This window comes from Kribbella caucasensis (assembly GCF_004361855.1).
In the GTDB taxonomy this organism is placed as follows: Bacteria; Actinomycetota; Actinomycetes; order Propionibacteriales; family Kribbellaceae; genus Kribbella; species Kribbella caucasensis.
Genome location: NZ_SNWQ01000005.1, coordinates 284,732 through 306,939, shown reverse-complemented (window position 1 = coordinate 306,939; position 22,208 = coordinate 284,732). Strand labels below are relative to the sequence as shown.

Annotated in this window: 18 protein-coding genes and 1 tRNA gene; 3 read left to right on the top strand and 16 right to left on the bottom strand. The window is 67.5% G+C overall.

Annotation, left to right across the window (positions count from 1 at the left end; genetic code table 11):
- Positions 1-54: 54 nt before the first annotated feature.
- The 7 genes from EV643_RS13200 to EV643_RS13170 all read right to left on the bottom strand — a co-directional run bounded on the left by EV643_RS13200 (position 55) and on the right by EV643_RS13170 (position 6,887).
- Positions 55-771 (bottom strand): ABC transporter ATP-binding protein, encoded by a 717-nt coding sequence (locus EV643_RS13200; protein WP_133800315.1) that lies wholly within the window; start codon positions 769-771, stop codon positions 55-57.
- The gene (locus EV643_RS13195; protein WP_133800314.1) at positions 768-1,631 is read right to left on the bottom strand and encodes an ABC transporter ATP-binding protein; all 864 of its coding nucleotides are present in this window, start codon (positions 1,629-1,631) and stop codon (positions 768-770) included. The genes EV643_RS13200 and EV643_RS13195 overlap by 4 nt, the downstream gene beginning before the upstream one ends.
- Positions 1,628-3,322: a branched-chain amino acid ABC transporter permease gene (locus EV643_RS13190; RefSeq protein ID WP_133800313.1), complete on the bottom strand. Its 1,695-nt coding sequence runs from the start codon at positions 3,320-3,322 to the stop codon at positions 1,628-1,630. The genes EV643_RS13195 and EV643_RS13190 overlap by 4 nt, the downstream gene beginning before the upstream one ends.
- Positions 3,319-4,266 (bottom strand): branched-chain amino acid ABC transporter permease, encoded by a 948-nt coding sequence (locus tag EV643_RS13185; RefSeq protein ID WP_133800312.1) that lies wholly within the window; start codon positions 4,264-4,266, stop codon positions 3,319-3,321. The genes EV643_RS13190 and EV643_RS13185 overlap by 4 nt, the downstream gene beginning before the upstream one ends.
- An 84-nt stretch (positions 4,267-4,350) precedes the next feature.
- Positions 4,351-5,583 carry a branched-chain amino acid ABC transporter substrate-binding protein gene (locus EV643_RS13180; RefSeq protein ID WP_238165555.1) on the bottom strand — a complete coding sequence of 411 codons (1,233 nt, stop codon included), beginning with the start codon at positions 5,581-5,583 and terminating at the stop codon, positions 4,351-4,353.
- A gap of 192 nt (positions 5,584-5,775) precedes the next feature.
- On the bottom strand, positions 5,776-6,357 hold the full coding sequence (locus EV643_RS13175; RefSeq protein ID WP_133800311.1) for an ANTAR domain-containing response regulator: 582 nt from the start codon (positions 6,355-6,357) through the stop codon (positions 5,776-5,778).
- A 23-nt stretch (positions 6,358-6,380) separates the two neighbouring features.
- A complete protein-coding gene (locus tag EV643_RS13170) occupies positions 6,381-6,887 on the bottom strand; it encodes a hypothetical protein (protein ID WP_238165569.1) in 507 nt (168 codons plus the stop codon).
- A gap of 439 nt (positions 6,888-7,326) precedes the next feature.
- Here EV643_RS13170 and EV643_RS13165 point away from each other — a divergent pair.
- The 3 genes from EV643_RS13165 to EV643_RS13155 all read left to right on the top strand — a co-directional run bounded on the left by EV643_RS13165 (position 7,327) and on the right by EV643_RS13155 (position 8,313).
- A tRNA-Leu gene (locus tag EV643_RS13165) sits at positions 7,327-7,402 on the top strand.
- A gap of 327 nt (positions 7,403-7,729) precedes the next feature.
- The gene (locus EV643_RS13160; RefSeq protein ID WP_133800309.1) at positions 7,730-7,915 is read left to right on the top strand and encodes a hypothetical protein; all 186 of its coding nucleotides are present in this window, start codon (positions 7,730-7,732) and stop codon (positions 7,913-7,915) included.
- A 41-nt stretch (positions 7,916-7,956) separates the two neighbouring features.
- Positions 7,957-8,313, top strand: a complete 357-nt coding sequence (locus tag EV643_RS13155) for a VOC family protein (protein WP_133800308.1) — start codon at positions 7,957-7,959, stop codon at positions 8,311-8,313.
- Between the two features lie 76 nt (positions 8,314-8,389).
- Here the strand turns inward: EV643_RS13155 and pyk are convergent, their stop codons facing one another.
- The 9 genes from pyk to EV643_RS13110 all read right to left on the bottom strand — a co-directional run bounded on the left by pyk (position 8,390) and on the right by EV643_RS13110 (position 22,189).
- Positions 8,390-9,832, bottom strand: a complete 1,443-nt coding sequence (gene pyk, locus EV643_RS13150) for a pyruvate kinase (RefSeq protein WP_133800307.1) — start codon at positions 9,830-9,832, stop codon at positions 8,390-8,392.
- Positions 9,833-9,919: 87 nt separating this feature from the next.
- A complete protein-coding gene (locus tag EV643_RS13145) occupies positions 9,920-11,470 on the bottom strand; it encodes a metallophosphoesterase family protein (protein ID WP_133800306.1) in 1,551 nt (516 codons plus the stop codon).
- A gap of 239 nt (positions 11,471-11,709) precedes the next feature.
- Positions 11,710-13,176, bottom strand: a complete 1,467-nt coding sequence (locus EV643_RS13140; RefSeq protein ID WP_133800305.1) for a glutamate synthase subunit beta — start codon at positions 13,174-13,176, stop codon at positions 11,710-11,712.
- Complete coding sequence (gltB, locus tag EV643_RS13135; RefSeq protein ID WP_133800304.1) at positions 13,176-17,714, bottom strand: glutamate synthase large subunit; 4,539 nt, start codon at positions 17,712-17,714, stop codon at positions 13,176-13,178. Before gltB ends, EV643_RS13140 begins: the two co-directional genes overlap by 1 nt.
- A 233-nt stretch (positions 17,715-17,947) precedes the next feature.
- A complete protein-coding gene (locus EV643_RS13130) occupies positions 17,948-18,751 on the bottom strand; it encodes a serine/threonine protein kinase (protein WP_133800303.1) in 804 nt (267 codons plus the stop codon).
- Positions 18,752-18,792: 41 nt separating this feature from the next.
- Positions 18,793-19,611: a VIT1/CCC1 transporter family protein gene (locus EV643_RS13125; RefSeq protein WP_238165554.1), complete on the bottom strand. Its 819-nt coding sequence runs from the start codon at positions 19,609-19,611 to the stop codon at positions 18,793-18,795.
- Positions 19,604-20,680, bottom strand: coding sequence for a prolipoprotein diacylglyceryl transferase (gene lgt / locus EV643_RS13120; protein ID WP_238165553.1), 1,077 nt, complete (start codon positions 20,678-20,680; stop codon positions 19,604-19,606). Before lgt ends, EV643_RS13125 begins: the two co-directional genes overlap by 8 nt.
- Positions 20,681-20,775: 95 nt before the next feature.
- On the bottom strand, positions 20,776-21,477 hold the full coding sequence (locus tag EV643_RS13115) for a DsbA family protein (protein WP_133800302.1): 702 nt from the start codon (positions 21,475-21,477) through the stop codon (positions 20,776-20,778).
- 49 nt (positions 21,478-21,526) lie between these two features.
- Complete coding sequence (locus EV643_RS13110; protein WP_238165552.1) at positions 21,527-22,189, bottom strand: SCO family protein; 663 nt, start codon at positions 22,187-22,189, stop codon at positions 21,527-21,529.
- Positions 22,190-22,208 lie beyond the last annotated feature (19 nt).

Below are 22,208 nucleotides of genomic sequence, written 5' to 3'. Positions count from 1 at the left end.
TGCAAGAGCCCCGGCCTCTCAACGAGACCGGGGCTCTTGGCAACTACCTGTGTCCTAGTCCTCGCCGAGGTAGGCCTTGCGGACCTCGTCGTTGACCAGCAGTTCGCGGCCGCTGCCGTGCAGGACGATCTTGCCGACCTCCAGCACGTAGCCGTAGTCGGCCCGTTTGAGCGCCGCCTGGGCGTTCTGCTCGACCAGCAGGATCGTGGTGCCCTGCTGCTGCAGCGCCGTCACTGTGGTCATGATCACCTTCATCATGATCGGCGACAGCCCCATCGACGGCTCGTCCAGCATCAGCAGCTTGGGCTTGCTCATCATCGCCCGGCCCATCGCGAGCATCTGCTGCTCACCACCGGAGAACGTCCCGGCCGGCTGCTTGCGCCGCTCCCCGAGGATCGGGAACAGGGCGTACGCCGCGTCCAGATCGGTCCGGATCGCTGCGGTGTCGTTGCGGGCGAACGCGCCGAGCAGCAGGTTCTCCTCCACCGACAGCCTGGGGAAGATCCGCCGGCCCTCCGGCGAATGAGCCAGCCCCATGCTCACGATGTCGTGCGCGGGGACGTGGTGGATCGGCTGACCCATGAAGTTGATCTGGCCGCTGTTCGGCCGGAGCAGCCCGGAGATGGTGCGCAGCGTGGTCGTCTTGCCGGCACCGTTGGTACCGATCAGCGAGACGACCTGGCCCTGCTCCACCGAGAAGCTGATCTTCTTGACGGCGACGATCTTGCCGTAGGCAACTTCCAGGTCCTTGACCTCGAGCATCGCGGTCACGACTTACCCTCCTCGTCGCCACCGGCCGGGGTGTCTTGCCCCGCATCCTCGTCATCGCTCTCGCCGGTGCCGATGTAGGCCTCGATCACCCGTGAGTCGGACTGCACCTCGATCGGGGTGCCCTCGACCAGTGTCTCGCCACGAACCAGACAGAGCACCCGGTCGCACAGACCGAAGATGAACCGCATGTCGTGCTCGATCACCACCACCGACAGGCCCGAGTCCCGGATCTTGAAGATCAGGTCACTCGCTTGCCGGGTCTCCAGCGGGTTCATCCCGGCCGTCGGCTCGTCCAGCAGGATGAGCTTCGGGTCGGTGGCCAGCGCCCGGGCGATCTCGAGCCGCCGCTGATCGCCGTACGGCATGTTCCGGGCCAGGTGCTCCGAGGACCTGCCGAGACCGACGAAATCCAGCAGCTCCTGGGCCCGGGCCCGGGTGGCCGCCTCCTCCTTGCGGTACTTCGGTCCGTGCAGGATGGAGGTCAGCGCCATCGAACTGGTCCGGCAGTAGCGCCCGACCATCACGTTCTCCAGCGCGGTCATGTTGGCGAACAGCCGGATGTTCTGGAACGTCCGCGCCATCCCCGCCTCGACCACGGCCCGCGGCTTCGGTGCCAGCGGTACGCCGTTGAACCGCACCTGCCCCCGGGTGGGCTTGTACAAGCCCGTGAGGCAGTTGAAGAAGGTGGTCTTGCCGGCACCGTTCGGGCCGATCAGACCGAGGATCTCCCCCTCGTGCACGCTCAGGTTGACATCGTTCACGGCCAGCAGACCACCGAACTGCATGGTCACGCCGGATGCCTCCAGCAAGGGTTGCCCGCTCGCCCGGGCCGGGCTGCGTACCTCGTCCGTGACGGTCATTTCGCCTCCTCGACCAGTTCGCTCTCGACGGCCGTTGCCAGCTTCTCGTCCTCTTCGTGGAACTCCAGCAGCCGGCGTTTGTTGGCCACCAGGCCCTCCGGCCGGAACCGCATCATCAGCACCAGGGTGAGGCCGAACAGCAGCAACCGGTACTCCGAGAAGAACCGCAGCTTCTCCGGCAGCAGCTTCAGGATGGTTGCACCGAGCAACACACCCGCGATGGTGCCCATACCGCCGAGGACGATCGCCGCGAGCAGGAACGCCGACTCGAGGAAGATGTACTGGTCCGGACTGGTCGCACCGTCCTGGTGCGCTTTGATGGTGCCCGCCAGGCCGGCCAGGAACGCGCCGACGGCGAAGGCCAGTAGCTTCAGGCCGAACACGTTGACGCCCATCGCCTCGGCGGCCTTCTCGTCTTCGCGGATGGCGACCCAGCCACGGCCGATCCGGCTGTTGTTCAGCCGGGTGAAGACCAGGATGACGAAGGCCATCAGCAGCAGGAGCAGGAAGTAGTAGTTCGAGAACCGGCCCAGCGTGATGCCCGCCACAACGTGCTCGTCACCGAAGTTGAAGCCGCCGACCGCGAGCTCCGGGATGCCCGGGATGCCGTTCGGGCCGTTGGTCAGGTTCGGGCCGTTGTTGCCGTCCAGGTTGAACATCGAGAACCGGAAGATCTCCCCGAAGCCCAGCGTCACGATGGCCAGGTAGTCACCCGAGACCCGCAGCGTCGGCGTACCGATGATCAGGCCGAGGGTCGCCGACACGCAGCCACCGAGCAGCACGATCACCAGGAACGGCGGATGCCAGTCGATGGTGGCGAAGGCCGACCGCGACAGCGAGGACGCGACGTACGCGCCCGCACCGAGGAACGCGATGTAGCCGAGGTCGAGCAGACCGGCCAGACCGACCACGATGTTCAGGCCGATCGCGGTGGCCGCGAAGATCAGCACCGAAGTGGCGATCGACATGTTCGCGTCCGACCCCTGCTGGGTGAAGGGGAAGAAGAACGCGACCGCGAACGCCGCCAGCGTGAGCACCTTCCTGCGCCGGGTGGCGACGTGACCGAACCAGCCCATCGTCCCGGTCCGGAACATGGCCGCGACGGTCCCGCCGGCGAAGACCAGGACCAGCACGAACGACCAGGCGTCCTCGCGGGCCAGCGCGTACGCCGCGCCGAAGAGGACGCCCGCCATCACCACGGCGACGGCCGCGATCTCGAACCAGCCCGGCAGCCGGGCCCGGCCCAGGTCGCGAAGTTCCCGCAGCGGGATCACCTGGGAGCCGGCGAACACCAGCACCGCGCCGACGAAGGAGATCCAGCCACCGGGGTCGACGTTGACCAGACCACTCGAGTCGGTCGCGATCGCGAGGATCACGCCGACCATGTAGATCAGCAGCCAGAGGCCGAGCGCTCGCAGACCGAGCGCGGCGTCGAGCCACTGACCGAGCCGGGAGGCCAGCGGCCCCTTGACCGTGAGCAGCAGGACGAGCGCCAGCAGCGAAAGGATGATCGCGAGGATCTGCAGCCCACCCGGATATCCGTAGACCGACAGGTCACCCAGGATGTTCGGGTCGAAGCTCCAGGACATGAACGTGCCGATGATCACCAGCGCGACGCCGGCCAGGCCGACGGGCCAGCCCTTGGCCGCGTGCTTCTCGACGAACGCGTCAGGAAGGGTCGGAATACTCATGCGCGGTCCACCACCCTTGCTCCGAGCAGGCCTTGCGGCCGGAAGACGAGGACCAGGATCAGGAGCACGAACGCCCAGACGTCCTTCCAGGTGCCGCCACCGAACTGGCCCGGGACGTACTGCGTGGCCATCGACTCGACCACGCCGAGAACCAGTCCGCCGAACACGGCCCCCTGGATGTTCCCGATACCGCCCAGCACCGCGGCGGTGAATGCCTTCAGACCGGCGATGAAGCCCATCTTGAAGTCGATGTTGTTGTTCTGCAGCCCCTGCGAGACACCGGCCACGGCGGCCAGTACGGCGCCGAGCGCGAACGCCACCACGATGATCCGGTCCACGTTGATGCCCATCAGGCGGGCGGTGTCCGGATCCTGGGAGACGGCCAGCATGCCGCGACCCAACTTGGTCCGGTTGATGAAGTACCAGAGCAGGATCGCGCAGACGACCAGGGCCGCGACCGTGAAGATGGCCGAGCGCTGGATCGTCACATCGCCGACCTCCACAGCCTTGCCGCTGACCCCGTCGAGCTGCGGGAACGGGATCCGCTGCTTCGCGCTCGGGAAGTCCGCGAACGGGATCCGGTCGTAGAAGACCCGGACGAGCTCCTGCAGGAACACCGAGATGCCGATCGCGGTGATCAGTGGCGCCAGGCGGGGCGCGTTCCGCAGGGGACGGTACGCGACACGTTCCATCGCGACGGCGGTGACGACCGACGCGATGATGGCGCCGACGATCATGATCGGCAGGATCCACACACCGGTCTGACCGTCGAAGAACAGCAGGTAGGTGCTCAGCGCGCCGAACGCACCGATCATGAAGACCTCGCCGTGGGCGAAGTTGATCAGCTGCACGATGCCGTACACCACGGTGTACCCGACAGCGATCAGGGCGTACAGCGATCCGAGGGTGAGCCCGTTGACGAGCTGCTGGAAGAACTGGTCCACGTCGACCTCCAAACCGAATCAGTTCCGACATGCCTCGGGGGTGGGAATCGGGTTCCCACCCCCGAGGCCATCAGGTCGACCTAATTACTTCTTTGCCAGGTCCTGCGTCAGCTCGGTGGCCCACTTGCCACCGGCGACCTTGTAGACGGTCAGCACCTTAGACGTGGTGTCGCCGTACTGGTCGAAGGCGACCTTGCCGGTGACGCCTTCGAACGAAACCTTGCCGAGGGCCTCGACCGTCTTCGGCCGCGCGGACTCGACGTCACTGGCGTCCTTCAGCGACTCCTTCAGCGCGTTGATGATCGCGTTCGCCGCGTCGTAGGAGTAGCCGCCGTACGCCGCGTAGGGGTCCTTGAAGCCGGCCGCGTTGTAGTCCGAGATGAACTTCTTCGCCGACTCGAGGGTGTCCACCGGCGCGCCGACCGAGGTGGCCAGGTCGCCCGTGCTGGTCTTGCCGCCCAGCGTGATGAACTTCGGGTCGTAGATGCCGTCGCCACCCATCAGGGGGACGTTCAGCCCGGCGGCCTTCATCTGCTGCGAGAGCGGACCGGCCTGCGGGTACTCACCGCCGTAGTACACAGCCTGCGGGGCCGACGGCTTCACGGCCGAGATGACGGCCTGGTAGTTCGAGTCCTCCGGGTTGATCGTCTCGGCCGCGACGACCTGACCGCCGGCCGCCTTGAACTCCTCGGTGAAGGTGCCGACCAGACCCTGACCGTAGGCCTTCTTGTCGTGGATCGTGGCGACCTTCTTGATCCCGGCCTTCTCGAACAGGTACCGGGCCGCGAACGGACCCTGGACCGCGTCGGTCGTGCAGGTGCGGAAGTAGGTCGGGTACGCCCGCTTCGGGGCGCTCTGCCAGTTCGCGCCCTGGGTCAGGCTCGGGTTGGTGTTGGCCGGCGAGATCTGCACGATGTTCTTCGGCGCGAGCACCGGCTGGACCTGCAGGGCGACACTCGAGTTCAGCGTGCCGACCACGCCGATCACGTCTTTGTCCGAAGACAGCGACGTCGCGGCGGTCTTGCCGACATCCGGCTTGGCCTCGTCGTCCTTGGCGTCCACCTCGAGCTTCCAGCCCGGGATCGCGTTCGAGTCGTTGGCCTGCTTGACGGCCAGTTCCACCGAGTGCTGGATACCCAGACCCAGCGCCGACAGGTCTCCCGACAGAGGCGCGATCACACCGATCTTGGCGGTCTTCGTTGCGGTGCCCCCGCCGCCGTCTTCGCTGCGTGAGCCGCAAGCAGTCAGGGCCAACGACGCAACGATCAGCGACGCGCCGACCCGTACTACGGAACGCTGCTGCACTGTTCCTCCCATGTCTGGATAATCCGAGCGATACCCCGGATCCTCGCGAATGCCGCGAGCACCCGCAGGTTAGACCCAGTGAACCTCATCCGGCGAACGTCACCCTGCGTGTGTTGCGAGGTCGTTACCGCCGTAAGCAGCATGAGGATCAGTGACAGCTGTACAGCATGGTTTCCCGCCTGGGCTCCCTTCGCGCACAGTAAATCAATCGCTACTACCCGCCTCGTCAACGACCAACTCAGCGACCTGGCGCATGGAAACTCTTTTATCCATAGCGGTTTTCTGGATCCACCGGAACGAATCAGGCTCGCTCAGCCCGAACTTCGTCTGCAGCACCGACTTCGCCCGATCCACCAGTTTGCGCGTTTCCAACCGCTCCGCCAGGTCGGCCACCTCACGCTCGAGCTCCGCGAGTTCGACGTACCGGCTCGCGGCGATCTCGATCGCGGGCAGCAGGTCCGCCTTGGAGAACGGTTTCACCAGGTACGCCATCGCGCCGGCATCCCGCGCCCGCTCAACCAGCTCCCGCTGCGAGAACGCGGTCAGCATCAGCACCGGTGCGATTCGATCGCCGGCGATCTTCTCGGCCGCACTGAGCCCGTCCAGCTTCGGCATCTTGACGTCCAGAATCACCAGATCGGGCCGATGCTCCGTCGCCAGCCGGATCGCTTCCTCCCCATCCCCCGCCTGCCCGACGACGTCATAACCCTCCTCCAGCAGCATCTCGGCCAGATCCATCCGGATCAACGCCTCGTCCTCAGCGATCACCACACGCTTCCCAGTCACAGCCACACCTTATCGATCCCCTGTCACCTCTTCGGACCAACGAACGTGTCGAGTGCAGCAACCGCTTCCCGCCGGCTCACCGCGATCGCGTTCCGCCGCGGCTGCCGCCAGGGAATCCCCAGCAGATCCAGAGCGTCCGTCAGGATGTTCCGAATGTCCTCAGACTCATTCGAGAACTGATATCTGAGGTAGTGGTACCGCTTGGACCCGCCGTCCGCTGTGGTCTTGCTGGCCCAGTTGACGACCCGGCACCCGTCGGAGTGGAACAACCCGCGCAGGAGCTGTTCGGGGTACTTGGCAACGATCTCCCGCTGCCAGGGGTGCAGCTCGATCTTCCGCAGATGTTTCCGTCCGACGCCATGCTGCGGGAACACGCACGGCCAATGCTTCCAACGCGCCTCGATCCGGATCGCGCTCGATCCACCCCGCAGGCACGGACTCGCGTTCGGCTTCACGAGCTTGATCGTCGCGGCGATCTCCTGGTTTAACTCTGGATACTTCTGGTCGTTCGCGATCTGCAGCGTGAACACGCCTCGCCGCGCGCGTGCGATGGACCCATCGCCCAGGTACCACCCCAACAACAAGGCGTATGCAGCTTCGTCCAGCTCAGCCCCATCACACCGTGGACACCCGGCACCCCCGCGAGTCCGCCCCTCAACCTGGTATCGCCGCCGCCAGGTCCGGATGGTCCGTAGTGCAACACCGTGAATCTCGGCGTTCACCCGATCGCTGACCCCGTCATCGGACATCCGCAGCGCCGACTCCACCGTCTCCCGCGACCTGAAATGTGGCATGTCTCATGTTCGCGCTCGCCGCCGACAGTCTCAGTCCAACCCGGATTTGCCAGAAGCCCTAAAAAACAAGAAGATAGTCCGAGTCGAAGCAGTCGCCTCGAGGTGATCAGTTCACTGAGACCGCGCGCCCAACCAGGCAGCGCTCCACTCGGTGGGCTACGATCTTCGGGCACACGCCCTGGTAATCCAATTTCGGCAGAGATGATGGTCTCAAACACCATACAGTGTGGGTTCGAGTCCCACCCAGGGCACCCAGGGCACACATTCGATCGGAATCTGTCGGTCGTTGCTGCGAATCTCATCTCATGTATGACGTTCGGGTGCGTCTGGCCACGCTTGGTGCGCTGGAGGCTGGAGGCTGGAGTTCAACCAGCCGGCGACGGGGGATGACGACCGCCACTCTCCGTAGTGGCGGGACCGGCGGGCTCCTCAGAACGACCCGACGGCTTGTCCGCGGTGCGCCAAGGGGCAGCTCCCGGTGGGGCCCAACGCGCATCTGCTGGGGTTGTACCTCGGTGCTGTTGTCTGTCGAATCTGAAGAAGGACGTCTACTCGCTGGCCTTGTCTGTTTCCGCAGCATGGGTGTGGGGCCGAAGCACAAGCGCAGGATCGAGTTGGCCGGTTGGCAGCGGGAGATCGTTGCCGGGTGCCCCGAGCCGTTCGTGAGTGGGGTGTTCAACTCCGATGGTTGCCGGGTGATCAACTGGGCGGCTCGGCGGGAGGCAGTTGGGAAGGTCGACGGGTATGTCGGGCCGAAGTCGTAAAGTCGTCGTCTGAGCGGGGTCGACCGGGAGAGGAGTGGGTCATGTTCGTCGGGTCGCACGTGATCATCTACAGCCGGGATGCTGAGGCGGATCGGGCGTTCATTGCCGACGTGTTGGGATTTCCGCACGTTGACGCAGGTGGAGGCTGGCTGATCTTCCGGTTGCCGCCGGCTGAGATCGCCGTACATCCGACCGAGGGCGACGAGGCGCACGAGTTCTATCTGATGTGCGAGGACATTGAGGCGGCGTTGGCCAAGGTGTCGGCGGCCGGTGCGTCGGTCTCCGGAGAGATCACCGACGCCGGCTGGGGACGGCTGGCGTCCATCACCCTGCCGAGCGGCGCCAGGTTGCCGGTGTACCAGCCGATGCATCCGGTCGCCTACAACCTGCCGGACTGAAGCCGGCCGCGCGCCTCCCGCAAAGGGGGCGAGGCGGGCAGCCTGTGGGTGCCCGCCTCGATCGAGTACTTCGGTTCTACTTGCGGTAGCCGGGGGCTATGCCTTCGATGGCGTCGCCCATTCGGTGGATTCGGAGGGCGTTGGTGGAGCCGGGGATGCTGGGCGGGCTGCCGGCCACGATGACGACCAGGTCACCCTTCTTCAGCTTGCCGAGTTCGAGCAGGCGCTGGTCGACCTGGCGGACCATGTCGTCGGTGTGGTCGACGGTCGGGACGATATGCGTCTCGATCCCCCACACCACACTGAGCCACGCGCTCACCGACGGAACCGGGGTGAACGCGAGCACCGGGATCTCGGTGCGGTACCGGGCCAGCCGCAGCGCGGTGTCACCGCTCTGGGTGAAGGCGACCAGGTACTTCGCCTCCATCCGCTCGGCCACGTCGGCCGCGGCCTTGGCGATCACGCCGCCCTTGGTCCGCGGCTCCCAGTCGATCTCCTTGAGCCGGCTCAGGCCCTGCTCCTCGGTGGTCTTGACGATCCGGGCCATCGTCTTGACCGTCTCGATCGGGAACCGGCCGACGCTGGTCTCACCGGACAGCATCACCGCGTCGGCGCCGTCGAGCACCGCGTTGGCGACGTCGGACGCCTCGGCCCGGGTCGGCCGGGGGGCGGAGATCATCGACTCCAGCATCTGGGTGGCGACGATCACCGGCTTCGCGTTCAGCCGGGCCTGGTCGATGATCAGCTTCTGCACCAGCGGGACCTCCTCGAGCGGGAGTTCCACGCCGAGGTCGCCACGAGCGACCATGAAACCGTCGAACGCGTCGACGATCTCGTCCAGGTTGGCGACCGCCTGCGGCTTCTCGATCTTGGCGATCACCGGCACCCGGTGACCTTCCTCGTCCATGATCTTGTGCACCAGCTGGATGTCGGCCGCGTCCCGGACGAACGACAGCGCGATCATGTCGGCCGGCAGGTGCAGCGCCCAGCGCAGGTCCTCGGCGTCCTTCTCGGACAGGGCCGGCACGCTGACGTTCACACCGGGGAGGTTGATGCCCTTGTGGTTCGAGACCGGACCGCCGACGGTGACCCGGCAGACCACGTCGGTCTCGGTCACCTCCTCGGCGACGAGCGCGATCCGGCCGTCGTCGATGAGCAGCTGGTCCCCGGGATTCACGTCACCCGGCAGCCCGTCGTACGTCGTACCGCAGATGGTGACGTCACCCGGGACCTCCCGGGTGGTGATGGTGAAGCGCTCGCCGTAGGTCAGCGTGACCTTGCCTTCGGCGAACTCCGCCAGCCGGATCTTCGGGCCCTGCAGGTCGACCAGGATGCCGACGTTCTGCCCGGTCTCGGCCGCGGCCGTCCGAATCCGCTGATAGATGCGCTCATGCTCGGCGTGGGCGCCGTGGCTCAAGTTGAGCCGGGCGACGTCCATGCCTGCTTGGACGAGTTCCAGGATGCGCTCGGGGGCGGCCGTAGCCGGGCCAAGCGTACAAACGATCTTTGCGCGACGCACGTCACAAAACCCTACTCCTACAAGACCACTCGGTTGCTGGTCCGCCCCCGTTACTGGACGGTTAACACCTCGTGGCGATCGTGCAGTTCATGAAGGTAGCGGCCGGTACGTGCCGACCGTGACCTCGCCGGTGAGCTCCGCGGTCACGGTCTGCATGCCGATCGGCTGGCCGTCCGAGTAGGTGATCAGCGTGACCTCACCAGGGCGGCGCAAGGTGTAGCCAAGGGCGAACGCGTACGCCGCTCCCCCGGTCGTGCCGTTCGTATACGTCGTCACCGGGCTGCCGTCCACCGTCTTCGTATCGGGCCCGATCTGGCGGTGCAGATGTCCCGAGAGCAGCAACGTCGCGCAACCCCGCGTCGCCGTGTCCTGGTACGACGCCGGGTCGTGCACAAGGAACGTCGAGATCCGCTGGTCCTCCGACTGGTTGCAGGCCACGTCCGCCAATCGCTTGGACTGCTCGGCGGTGGTCTCGTCGCCCGCGGTGTCGGCGCTGCCCAGCCCGGTCCGGGTCGGATCGCTGTCGCCGAGGAAGCGGATCCCCTCCACCTCTACCGGTTTGCTGTCCAGCACGGTGAACTCGTTCTTCCGCATCGCGTCCTCGATGATCCCGCCGGAGTCGTGGTTGCCGGCCACCGCGACCACCTTGAGGTCCTTGAAGTGCTCGGCCAGCGAGTTGATGCTGAACACCTCCCAGGACTGGCCCGACGAAGAGTCGTCACCGGCGTCGATCAGCACCTTGGCGCGGGCCACCTTCGCCACCTCGGCCGCGAACGGGTCCATCCCGATGTTGTCGTGCCGGTCCGAGACCAGCAGTGCCACGGTCTCGCCGTCGGCCGCCTGCCGGATCCGGCCGCCGATCCGCGGCACCTGGTCGCGCAGCCGCCCGTAGAACTCGGTGGACCGCTCGTACGTCTCGACCGCCGTACGGATGATGCCGATTCCGCCCGTGGTGGAGAAGCCGGTCGCGACCTCGACGTTCTGCAGGCGCTCGTCAAACGACAGCTCCGGCAGCAGCTCGGCGAGCGGGCGCCATTGGGTCGGCGGGGCCTGGGCCGGGCGCATCTGGCCGGGCCCGATGATCGAGGCGATCGTGATCAGCATCGCGACCAGGACGACGATCTCCCGGTGCTGGACGCGCCGCTCGTGCGAGTGGACCAGATGCAACAGCTCGCGCCGGCGACGGGGACCGAGCATCGTCCAGCCGGTCGCGACGACGACCGCGACCAGCAGCCCGGTGCCGACGCCGGCGACCGCGTTGTCGACGGCCAGCTCCTGGACGACCTGCTGGATCCGGGCGATCTCACCGTCGGGCTGGGAAGCGATCAGGGCGTCACGGGTAAGGAGGTCCGTGAGGCTGTTCGCGTCGGTCTCCTGGACGTCGATGTGGACGCCGAGGTCGGAAGGCAGGTCGGTGGGGAGGCGGAGGCGCGGGAGTACGGCGCCGAGATCGAGGGTGGCGTGGCCGTCCAGGGTGGGTGAGACGGTGGCGGCGTGGGCACCGATGGTGACGCGCTCGGAGTCGTTCAGGAAGCCGACCAGGGCGACGGCGGTTGAGACGATCAGAAAGAGCAGGGTCAGCGCGGCCCAGGGTGCGGCCTTGCGCACCCGGGCCTGTATGACCAGCCGTCGAGACACGGTGTCCAAGGTATTGCGCTCATCAAGGTGGCGCATCCGGGCGCGCGGTGCGGTCTCGTACTGCGGACACCCGCTACTGCCGGTGCGTGGGTCGGTTGGTGCGGGTAGCTTCCGCTTGCTCTTTCTCACCCTTGTGCGGGCCGTGGGCAACTTTCCCGGGTCCGGCCGGGTGAGAAAGAACAAACGTAAGCAGTCGTTGTTGGGGTTGTCTTCACAGGTTGCCCCGACTCCCGCGCGGTCTAGACCACGAGGGGGCGGGCGGTTGGGGGGATGGGCGTGGGGAGGGTGGAGGAGCCGGTCAGGTGGGCGTCCACGCCGTTGGCGCAGGAGCGGCCTTCGGCTATGGCCCAGACGATCAGGGACTGGCCCCGGCCGGCATCGCCGCAGGCGAAGACGCCGGGGACCGACGTCTGGTAGGACTTGTCGCGCTTGACGTTGCCGCGCTCGTCCAGGTCCACACCGAGCTGCTCGAGGAAACCCTCCCGCTCGGGACCGAGGAAGCCCATCGCCAGCAGCACCAGCTGGGCGGGGATGGTGCGCTCGGTGCCTTCGATCGGGGTGAAGCGGCCGTCGACCAGTTCGACCTCGACCAGGTTCAGGCCGGAGACGTTGCCCTCGGCATCGGCGGCGAAGTCGACCGTCGAGACCGAGTAGACCCGCTCGCCGCCTTCCTCGTGCGCCGAGGCGACCCGGTAGATCATCGGGTACGTCGGCCACGGCTGCCCGGCCGGACGGTCGTCCGAGGGGCGCGGCATGATCTCCAGCTGGGTGACGCTGTGAGCACCCTGCCGGTGCGCGGTGCCGAGGCAGTCGGCCCCGGTGTCACCACCACCGATGATCACCACATCCTTGCCGGTAGCAACGATCTGGTCGGGCACCGTCTCGCCGAGCGCCACCCGGTTCGATTGCGGCAGGTACTCCATCGCCTGGTGGATGCCGCCGAACTCGCGTCCCGGCACCGGCAGATCCCGGGCAGCCGTGGCGCCGGTGGCGATCACGACCGCGTCGTACCGCTGCTTGAGCTGGGTCCCGGTGACGTCGACGCCGACGTTGACGCCGGAACGGAAGACCGTGCCCTCCTCCTTCATCTGCTGGATCCGGCGCTCGACCTGCACCTTCTCCATCTTGAACTCGGGGATGCCGTAGCGGAGCAGCCCGCCCGGTGCGTCGGCCCGCTCGTAGACCGCGACGGTATGACCGGCGCGGGTCAGCTGCTGGGCGACGGCCAGACCGGCCGGCCCGGAGCCGACGACCGCGATCGTCTTGCCGGTCAGCCACTCGGGCGGCTGCGGCCGGACGTCACCGGACTCCCAGGCCTTGTCGATGATGGCGACCTCGACGTTCTTGATCGTCACCGGCTCCTGGTTGATGCCGAGCACGCAGGCCGGTTCGCACGGCGCCGGGCAGAGCCGGCCGGTGAACTCCGGGAAGTTGTTCGTCGCGTGCAGCCGCTCGATCGCGCCGGACCAGTCGTCCCGCCAGACCAGGTCGTTCCACTCCGGGATCAGGTTCCCGAGCGGGCAGCCCGAGTGGCAGAACGGGATACCGCAGTCCATACAGCGGCCGGCCTGCTTGGTGATGATCGGCAGCAACGCCTTGCCGGGCCCACCGGGGTAGACCTCTTTCCAGTCCTGTACGCGCTCGGTCACCGGACGGCGGTCCGCGACCTCGCGTGGGGTGGTCAGGAATCCCTTCGGGTCAGCCATCAGATGGCCTCCATCATCGCTCGCGTTGTGGCGTCCTCGTCCAGCCCGTCCCGTTCGGCGGCCGCCTTGGCCGCCAGCACGCGGGCGTAGTCACGGGGCATCACCGTGGTGAACCTGGCGGCCGCCTCGGGCCAGTCGGCGAGCAGCTTGGCCGCCCGTTCCGAACCGGTCTCCTCGTGGTGCCTGCGGACCAGGTCGTGCAACAGGTCGGACTCCGCCTCGGTGAGCGGGTGCAGATCCACCAGCTCCGGGTTGACCAAGGTCGGGTCCAGGTCGAGCACGTGGGCCACGCCGCCCGACATGCCCGCCGCGAAGTTCCGGCCGACCGCGCCCAGCACCACGACGCGACCACCGGTCATGTACTCGCACGCGTGGTCGCCGACCGACTCGACCACGGCGGTGGCACCGGAGTTGCGGACGCAGAACCGCTGCCCCACCCCACCACTGATGAACAGCTCGCCCGAGGTCGCGCCGTACGCGATCACGTTGCCGGCGATGATCTGGTCGGCCGCGTCGAACCGCGCGTGCCGGTCCGGCCGGATGACGACCCGGCCACCTGACAGGCCCTTGCCGACGTAGTCGTTGGCGTCGCCCTCCAGCCGCAGCGTCACGCCGCTCGGCACGAAGGCGGCGAACGAGTTGCCTGCCGACCCGGTGAAGGTCAGGTCGATCGTTCCGTCCGGCAGCCCGGCCGCGCGGTACCGCTTGGTGATCTCGTGGCCGAGCATGGTTCCGACGGTCCGGTTGACGTTCCGGATCGGCAGCTGGGCGCGGACCGGTTCGCCGGACTCCAGGGCCGGCGAGCAGATCCGGATCAGCTCGATGTCGAGGGCCTTGTCGAGCCCGTGGTCCTGCAGCACGGTCTGGTGCCGGGCTGCGCCTTCCGGCAACGACGGCACGTGCAGGATCGGGGTCAGGTCGAGCCCGTCGGCCTTCCAGTGGTCCACCGCGCGCTGGATGTCCACTACGTCGGCGTGCCCGATCGCCTCGTCGAGGGACCGGAAACCCAGCTCCGCCAGGTACTCGCGGACCTCCTCGGCGATGAACTCGAAGTAGTTGACCACGAACTCGGGCTTCCCGGCGAACCGCTCACGCAGTACCGGGTTCTGGGTCGCGACGCCGACCGGGCAGGTGTCGAGGTGGCAGACCCGCATCATGATGCAGCCCGACACCACCAGCGGCGCGGTGGCGAAACCGAACTCCTCCGCACCGAGCAGGGCCGCGATGATGACGTCCCGGCCAGTCTTCAGCTGGCCGTCGGTCTGGACCACAATCCGGTCCCGCAGACCGTTCAGCAGCAGGGTCTGCTGGGTCTCGGCCAGCCCGAGCTCCCACGGACCACCGGCATGCTTCAGCGACGTCAGCGGGGCCGCGCCGGTCCCACCGTCGTGACCGGAGATCAGTACTACGTCCGCGTGGGCCTTGCTGACCCCGGCGGCGATCGTGCCGACCCCGACCTCGGAGACCAGCTTCACGTGGATCCGGGCCGACGGGTTCGCGTTCTTCAGGTCGTGGATCAGCTGGGCCAGATCCTCGATCGAGTAGATGTCGTGGTGCGGCGGCGGCGAGATCAGCCCGACGCCCGGCGTCGAGTGCCGCGTCTTGGCCACCCACGGGTAGACCTTCTGGCCGGGCAGCTGCCCGCCCTCGCCGGGCTTGGCACCCTGCGCCATCTTGATCTGGATGTCGTCGGAGTTCGTCAGGTACTCCGCGGTGACGCCGAACCGGCCGGACGCGACCTGCTTGATCGAGCTCCGCCGGGACGGGTCGTGCAGCCGGTCGGAGTCCTCGCCGCCCTCACCGGTGTTCGACTTGCCACCCAGCTGGTTCATCGCGATCGCCAGCGTCTGGTGCGCCTCGGCGCTGATCGAGCCGTAGCTCATCGCACCAGTGGAGAACCGCCTGACGATCGCGCTGACCGGCTCGACCTCCTCGACCGGAATCGGCTGCCGGCCCGACTTGAAGGCGAACAGCCCGCGCAGAGTCATCAGTCGCTCGGACTGCTCGTTGACCCGCTGGGTGTACTGCTTGAAGACGTCGTACCGCCCGGTGCGGGTGGAGTGCTGCAACCGGAACACGGTCTCCGGGTCGAAGAGGTGCGGCTCGCCCTCCCGGCGCCACTGGTACTCACCGCCGATCTCGAGCTTGCGGTGCGCCGGCAGGATGCCGTCGGCCGGATACGCGCGCAGGTGCCGGCGGCGGACCTCCTCGGCGATGACGTCCAGCCCGACACCGCCGAGCTTGGACGACGTCCCGGTGAAGTAGGTGTCCACCAGATCCGGAGCCAGCCCGGTCGCCTCGAAGATCTGGGCGCCCGTGTACGACGCGACGGTGCTGACGCCCATCTTGGACATCACCTTGAGCACGCCCTTGCCGAGCGACTTCACCACATTCCGGACCGCCTGCTCCGGCTCGATCCCGGGCAGGTAGGTGCCCTGCCGGCAGAGGTCCTCGACCGACTCGAGCGCGAGATACGGGTTGATCGCGGCCGCGCCGTACCCCATCAGCAAGGCGACGTGGTGGACTTCGCGGACGTCGCCGGCCTCGACGACCAGGCCGACCTGGGTGCGGGTCTTCTCCCGGACCAGGTGGTGGTGGACCGCGGAGGTGAGCAGCAGCGACGGGATCGGCGCCTTGTCCGCGTTGGAGTGCCGGTCGGACAGGACCACGATCCGGGCGCCGTCCGCGATCGCGGCGGACGCCTCGGCGCAGATCTCGTCCAGCCGCTCGCGCAGCGCCGTACCGCCGCCTTCCACGTCGTACACGCCGCGCAGGACCGTGGTCGCCAGGCCCGGCATGTCGCCGTCCAGGTTGATGTGCCGCAGCTTGGCCAGCTCGTCGTTGGTGATCACGGGGAACGGCAGCACCACCTGACGGCAGGACGCCGGGCCCGGGTTGAGCAGGTTCGCCTCCGGGCCGAGGGACGACGACAGCGAGGTCACCAGCTCCTCACGGATCGCGTCCAGCGGCGGGTTCGTCACCTGCGCGAACAGCTGCGCGAAGTAGTCGAACAGCAGCCGCGGCCGGTCGCTCAGCGCCGCGATCGGGGTGTCGGTGCCCATCGAACCGATCGGCTCGGCGCCTGTCCTCGCCATCGGGCCGAGGATGATCCGCAGCTCCTCCTCGGTGTACCCGAACACCTGCTGGCGCCGGGTGACCGAAGCGTGGCTGTGGACGACGTGCTCGCGCTCGTGCAGGTCCTCGAACCGGATCAGGCCGGCGTGCAGCCATTCGTCGTACGGGTGGGCTTCGGCGAGTTGGGACTTCACCTCGGCGTCGGTGACGATCCGGTGCGCCTCGACGTCGACCAGGAAGATCCGGCCGGGCTCGAGCCGGCCCTTCTGGGTGACGGTGGCCGGGTCGATGTCCAGTACGCCGGCCTCGGAGGCGAGCACGACGAGCCCGTCCTCGGTGACCCAGTACCGCGACGGGCGCAGGCCGTTGCGGTCGAGCACGGCGCCGACCTGGTTGCCGTCGGAGAAGACCACCGACGCCGGGCCGTCCCACGGCTCCATCAGGGTGGAGTGGAACTCGTAGAACGCGCGCCGCATCGGGTCCATCGTGGTGGCGTTCTCCCACGCCTCCGGGATCATCATCAGCATCGCGTGCGGCAACGAGCGACCACCGAGATGCAGGAGCTCCAGCACCTCGTCGAACGTGGCCGAGTCCGACGCTTCCGGCGTACAGATCGGGTACAGCTGCTCCAGGTCACCCGGGATCAGGTCGCTGGCCAGCAGTGCCTCGCGGGCCCGCATCCAGTTGCGGTTGCCCTGGACGGTGTTGATCTCGCCGTTGTGCGCGATGTACCGGTACGGGTGGGCGAGCGGCCAGGACGGGAACGTGTTGGTGGAGAACCGCGAGTGCACGACGCCGATCGCGGAGGCGAGATCCGGGTCGGTCAGCTCGGGAAAGAACTTGTCCAGCTGGTCGGTGGTCAGCATCCCCTTGTAGGTGATGGTCCGGCCGGACAGCGACGGGAAGTAGGTCTCGGTCTCCTTCTCGGCCCGCTTCCGAAGCCGGAACGCCATCCGCTCCAGCCCGAGGCCGAGCACCCGGCCGGCCTTGGCCGCGACGAACAGCTGCCGGAACTCCGGCATCACCGATCGCGCGGTCGCGCCGAGCATCGAGTCGTCGGTCGGCATGTCCCGCCAGCCGAGCACGGTGAGGTTCTCCTCGTCCGCCAGCTCCTCGATCCGCGCGACGGCCTTGGCGGCGTCGTCGGCGTCCTGCGGCAGGAAGGCGATACCGGTCGCGTAGCCGCGCTGCACGGGCAGCTCGAAGTCGCACACCTTGCGGTAGTACGCGTCCGGGACCTGGATCAGGATGCCGGCGCCGTCGCCGGAATCGGGTTCGGCGCCGGAGGCACCGCGGTGCTCGAGGTTGCGCAGGGCGGTCAAGGCCTTCGCCACGATGTCGTGGCTCGGTTCACCGGTCAGGGTCGCGACGAAAGCGACACCACAAGCGTCATGCTCGTGCTGTCCGTCGTACAGACCCTCGCTCGGCCTGTGCCCGATCGAAAAGGGGGGGCGACCATACATTCAGGGGCTCCCGTCGTCCTACGGTCAACAACTGGCCGCGGGACAACACTGGCCCAAGCCGGGAGTCCCGAGACTACCTCATGACGCCCGCCTGGTGGACTGCCATTCCACCATTCAACGCGCCGTTCACACCTGACGCTCACCTTTCGTAAGCAAGCGCTCACTGTCCCCACCCATATTCCCCCCACCAGCCCTCCGGAACCATGCACTGAGGCTGAACTTTCCGGGATCTTTCACGCACCGAGCCAGGCTTCATGGAAGGCCGAGTAGGTGGAGTAGCGGGTGGTGGTGGCTTCCTGGAGTACGGCGTACTGGGCGGGAGTGCCGCGGAAGGCGGTGGGGTCGAGGGTGCCGTCGGAGAGGAGGACGAGGGCGGTGCGGGCCATCACGTACGCCGTGGTGCGGTCGTCGATGGGGGCGCCCAGGGAGAACTCCTCGGGGGCCATGAATCGGGTCGAGCCGAACATCCGGCCCATGTCGTTGCGGTGGGCACCGAAGTGGTAGCTGTCCAGGTCGACCACGGTGAGCCGGCGACGGGCGAAGTCGTAGAGCAGGGCGCCGTCGTAGAAATCGCCCTGGACCCAGCCGACCTCGGTGAGCCCGGCATGCAGGTCGTAGAGCTGGTCGAGGGCGGCCAGGATCTCCTCGGCCGGCAGGGCCCGGAAGCGTTGGAAGGCGGTGTCGGGGTCTTCTCGCCGCTCGCGCGTGGTGCCGAGGTGCTCGCCGTCGCGCCATTCGTAGACGAGCAACGGTCCGCCAGGCGATTCGATCAGGCCGTGGTACGCCGGGAGTACCGGGTGCCGGACGTGTTCGGCCAGGTACGCCGCGTTGCGGAGCAGGGCCACGCGTTCGTCGAAGTCGAGGAACGGCTTGGCGGTGGGATCGCCCGCGGTCTTGACGAAGTACCGCTGCCCGCCCGCGTCCACGCCGTACGAGACGTTGCCGGAGTCCTGGGTGTCCGCGCCGAACCTCGCGAACACTGTGCCGAGTTGCTGGATGAAGTCGATGGGTTGCTCGTGGATCTCCCCAGGGAACATTTCTCCGAGGCTACTGAGCGGCCAGACGTCGCGCGAGCGGGTTAGCCGACGCCGGGGCCGACCAAGGTGCCGACGAAGTAGGTGAGGGTGGCCGCGGCGGCGCCGAGGAGGAGTTGGCGGAGGCCGGAGTACCACCAGGAGCGGCTAGTGACGCGGCTGACGATGGCGCCGCAGGCGAAGAGGGCGGTCAGGGAGACGATCAGGGCGGGGATGACGTTGGCGGCGCCGAGGAGGTACGGCAGGAGTGGGACGAAAGCGCCGGCGGCGAAGCAGATGAACGACGAAGCGGCCGCGGTGACCGGGGACGGGAGGTCGTTGAGGTCCAGGCCGAGTTCTTCGCGGACGTGTTCTTCGAGCGCCTGCTCGGGGTCGGCGTGGAGTTGCTCGGCAACCTTCTCCGCCAGGTCGGGGTCGAGGCCCTTCGCCTGGTAGGTCTCGGCGAGTTCGTACTCCTCATCGACGGGGTGCCGTTCGATCTCGCGCCGTTCGACCTCGATCTCGGCCCGCGCCAGTTCCCGTTGCGACGCGACCGAGGTGTACTCCCCCGCCGCCATTGAGAACGCTCCTGCGGCCAGACCCGCCAGACCAGCGAGCACGATGAACCGCGAACCGGACTCGGTACCGCCGTCCATGCCCGCGATCAGAGCGAAGTTCGACACCAGCCCGTCCATCGCCCCGAACACGGCCGGCCGCAACCATCCCCCGGTCACATCCCGATGCGTGTGATCCCCAGAATGCTCCGCCGAAACACCCCGTACGACGACCGCGGGCTGAGCCGGTATTGCGGGCTCACCCCGTACTTCGGCCGGCGGCGACGTGGTTCGTTCGCCGTCGGCCGGGTCGGTGGTGTCGTCAGTCACGGGGCCCGTCGTCGGTTGCGTCGCCGAGAGCCCCGGGATCGCCCGGGGCCGCGACGGCGTTCGCGTCGACCGTCGGCTTGGCGGTGTCGCGGGTGCTCGGATCGCCTTCGGATGCGGGCTTCGCAGCAGCCTCGTCGACGGCGGTGTCGGCACCCTCAGCGGCGTCCGTCTCCGCCGTGTCCCCGGCAGAAACCTCAGCGGCGGCCGAGTCGGAGGGCTTGCCTGCGGACGGTCCTGCCGTGATGTCCTCTTGACCAGGCCGCAGTCGGGCACTGATGACGAAGTAGATCACCGCGGCCACGAACACGATGATCGACGTCCACACGTTGAGCCGGAGGCCCGCGATGTGATCGGCCTCGTCGATCCGCAGGGTCTCGATCCAGCCCCGTCCGGCCGTGTACCCCGCGACGTACAACGCGAACGCCCGCCCATGTCCCAGCCTGAACCGCCGGTCAGCCACGATCACCAGCGCGACCACGGCAAGGTTCCAGACAGCCTCGTAGAGGAAGGTCGGGTGGAAGGTGGCGAACTGCTCGTACCCGTCCGGCCGGTGCCCAGGGTCGATCTCCAGCCCCCAGAAGTGCGTGGTCGGCCGGCCGAACAGCTCCTGGTTGAAGTAGTTCCCGACCCGGCCGAGCACCTGGGCCAGCGCGATCCCCGGCGCCATCGCGTCCGCGACGGCCAGGAACGGCACCTTCTTCTGCCGGCAGGCGAGCCAGGCGCCGAACGCACCGAACGCGATCGCGCCCCAGATACCGAGACCGCCGTGCCAGATCTTCAGCGCGTCGATCGGGTCGTCCGGCGAACCCTCGCCGAAGTACCGCTGCCAGTCGGTCAGCACGTGGTAGATCCGGGCTCCGACCAGGCCGAACGGCACCGCCCAGAAGATGATGTCGAGCAGTACCTCGGCCGAGCCGCCGCGGGCGACCCAGCGCTTCCGGCCGAGCCAGTAGCCGGCGAAGATACCGGCCAGGATGCACAGCGCGTAGGCCCGCAACGGGATCGGACCGAGGTGCCAGACACCCTGGCTCGGACTGGGGATGAACGCCGGCACGATCACGGCGGGCACTGAACTAATCATGGCAAGGACGAACGCTACTCGACCGCCCCCAGCGCGACCACAAACCCGTGGTCACGATGGGGACTCGGGTGAGCGAACACCGATCAACCCGCGGCGTTGACCGCGCTGGTGATCCCGTCCGGCGTCAGCTGGTCGGCGTTGAGCAGCTTGTCGTTCACGAAGACGGTCGGCGTGCCCTCGACCTTGCGGTCGGTCGCGGCCTGCCCGACGGACGTCAGCCAGCCGGCGTAGGTGTTGCCGGTGACCGCGGCCTCGAACTTCGAGTTGTCCACGCCGAGCTGCTTGCCCAGTTCGATCAACTGGTCGTTCGTCCAGCTCTTCGCGAAGTCGGAGTACAGCTCGTCGGCGTAGCTGCGGGCCTTGCCCTCCGCTGCGGCCGCAGCGAACGCGTTCGCCAGCCGGGGCGAGGAATCCGCCACGAAAATCATCGGCCAGTACGTCACGGTCGCGGTGCCGTCGTCGACCAGCTTGTTGATGGTCGCGCCGGACTCGTCCTCGAATTCCTTGCAGTGCGGGCAGCGGAAGTCGATGTAGAGGTCGATGTGCGCCTTGGCACCGGCCTTGCCGACGGTGACGCCGTTGCCGTTGGCGCCCGGGCCGGTGATCACGGTGGGCTCGGCCTGCCCGTTCGAGCTCACCTCGACCGCGGAGTTGTTCCGCCAGTACTGCACGCCGACGCCGCCGCCCAGCGCGAGCACCAGCACGATCACGATGACGACGCCGGGCCCGATCCGGCGCTTCTTCTGCTGCAGCAACGGGTTGACGGGCTGTTTGGTCTTGCTCACGACGCGGTTGCTCCTGTCGAGGGGTCCGATTCGAATACGGGCGGCCGGCTCACCGGTTGTCCTCCACCAGCTTGCCGAAGTCGTGGGCCAGGTCACCGATCGCGGCGTTGGACAGCCACAGCACGGTGGCCTTGTCGTTGTTGCCGAACCCCAGTACCTGCGCGCCGTGCCCGACCTCGTACCCGCCGGACGGCAGCTTCTTCATCCCCTCGACCGGCACGCCGACCGCCTTGGCGATGTCCTTGATCTCGGTCAGCGAGCCGGTCAGGCCGACGAACGACGGGTCGAACCGGTCCAGGTACTTGCGGATCACCGGACCGGTGTCGCGCGCCGGGTCGGTGGTGATGAACAGCATCTGGATCTCGTCCTGGACCGACTTGTCCAGCTTGGTCAGCGCCGAAGCCACGTCGGCCATCACCGTCGGGCACACGTCCGGGCAGTTCGTGTAACCGAAGAAGATCAGGGTGACGGGCTTCTTCGTCGACGTGACCAGGTTGAACTCGTTGCCCGAGGTATCAGTGAGCGACTTGGCGGGCAGTGCATACGGCCGGTCCAGTGTTGCCCCGCGCAACCCGTTCGCGTCGCCGGCCGGGGTGCGGATGATCGCACCGCCCGGGTTGTTGGCTTCTGGTTTCTGACCGCCACTGCAGCCCGCGAGGGCAAGCAGAGCCACCGCGGCAAGCAAAACGGCCGCGTTCCTGGTTCGACTCACTTGCACTCCAACGATCGAC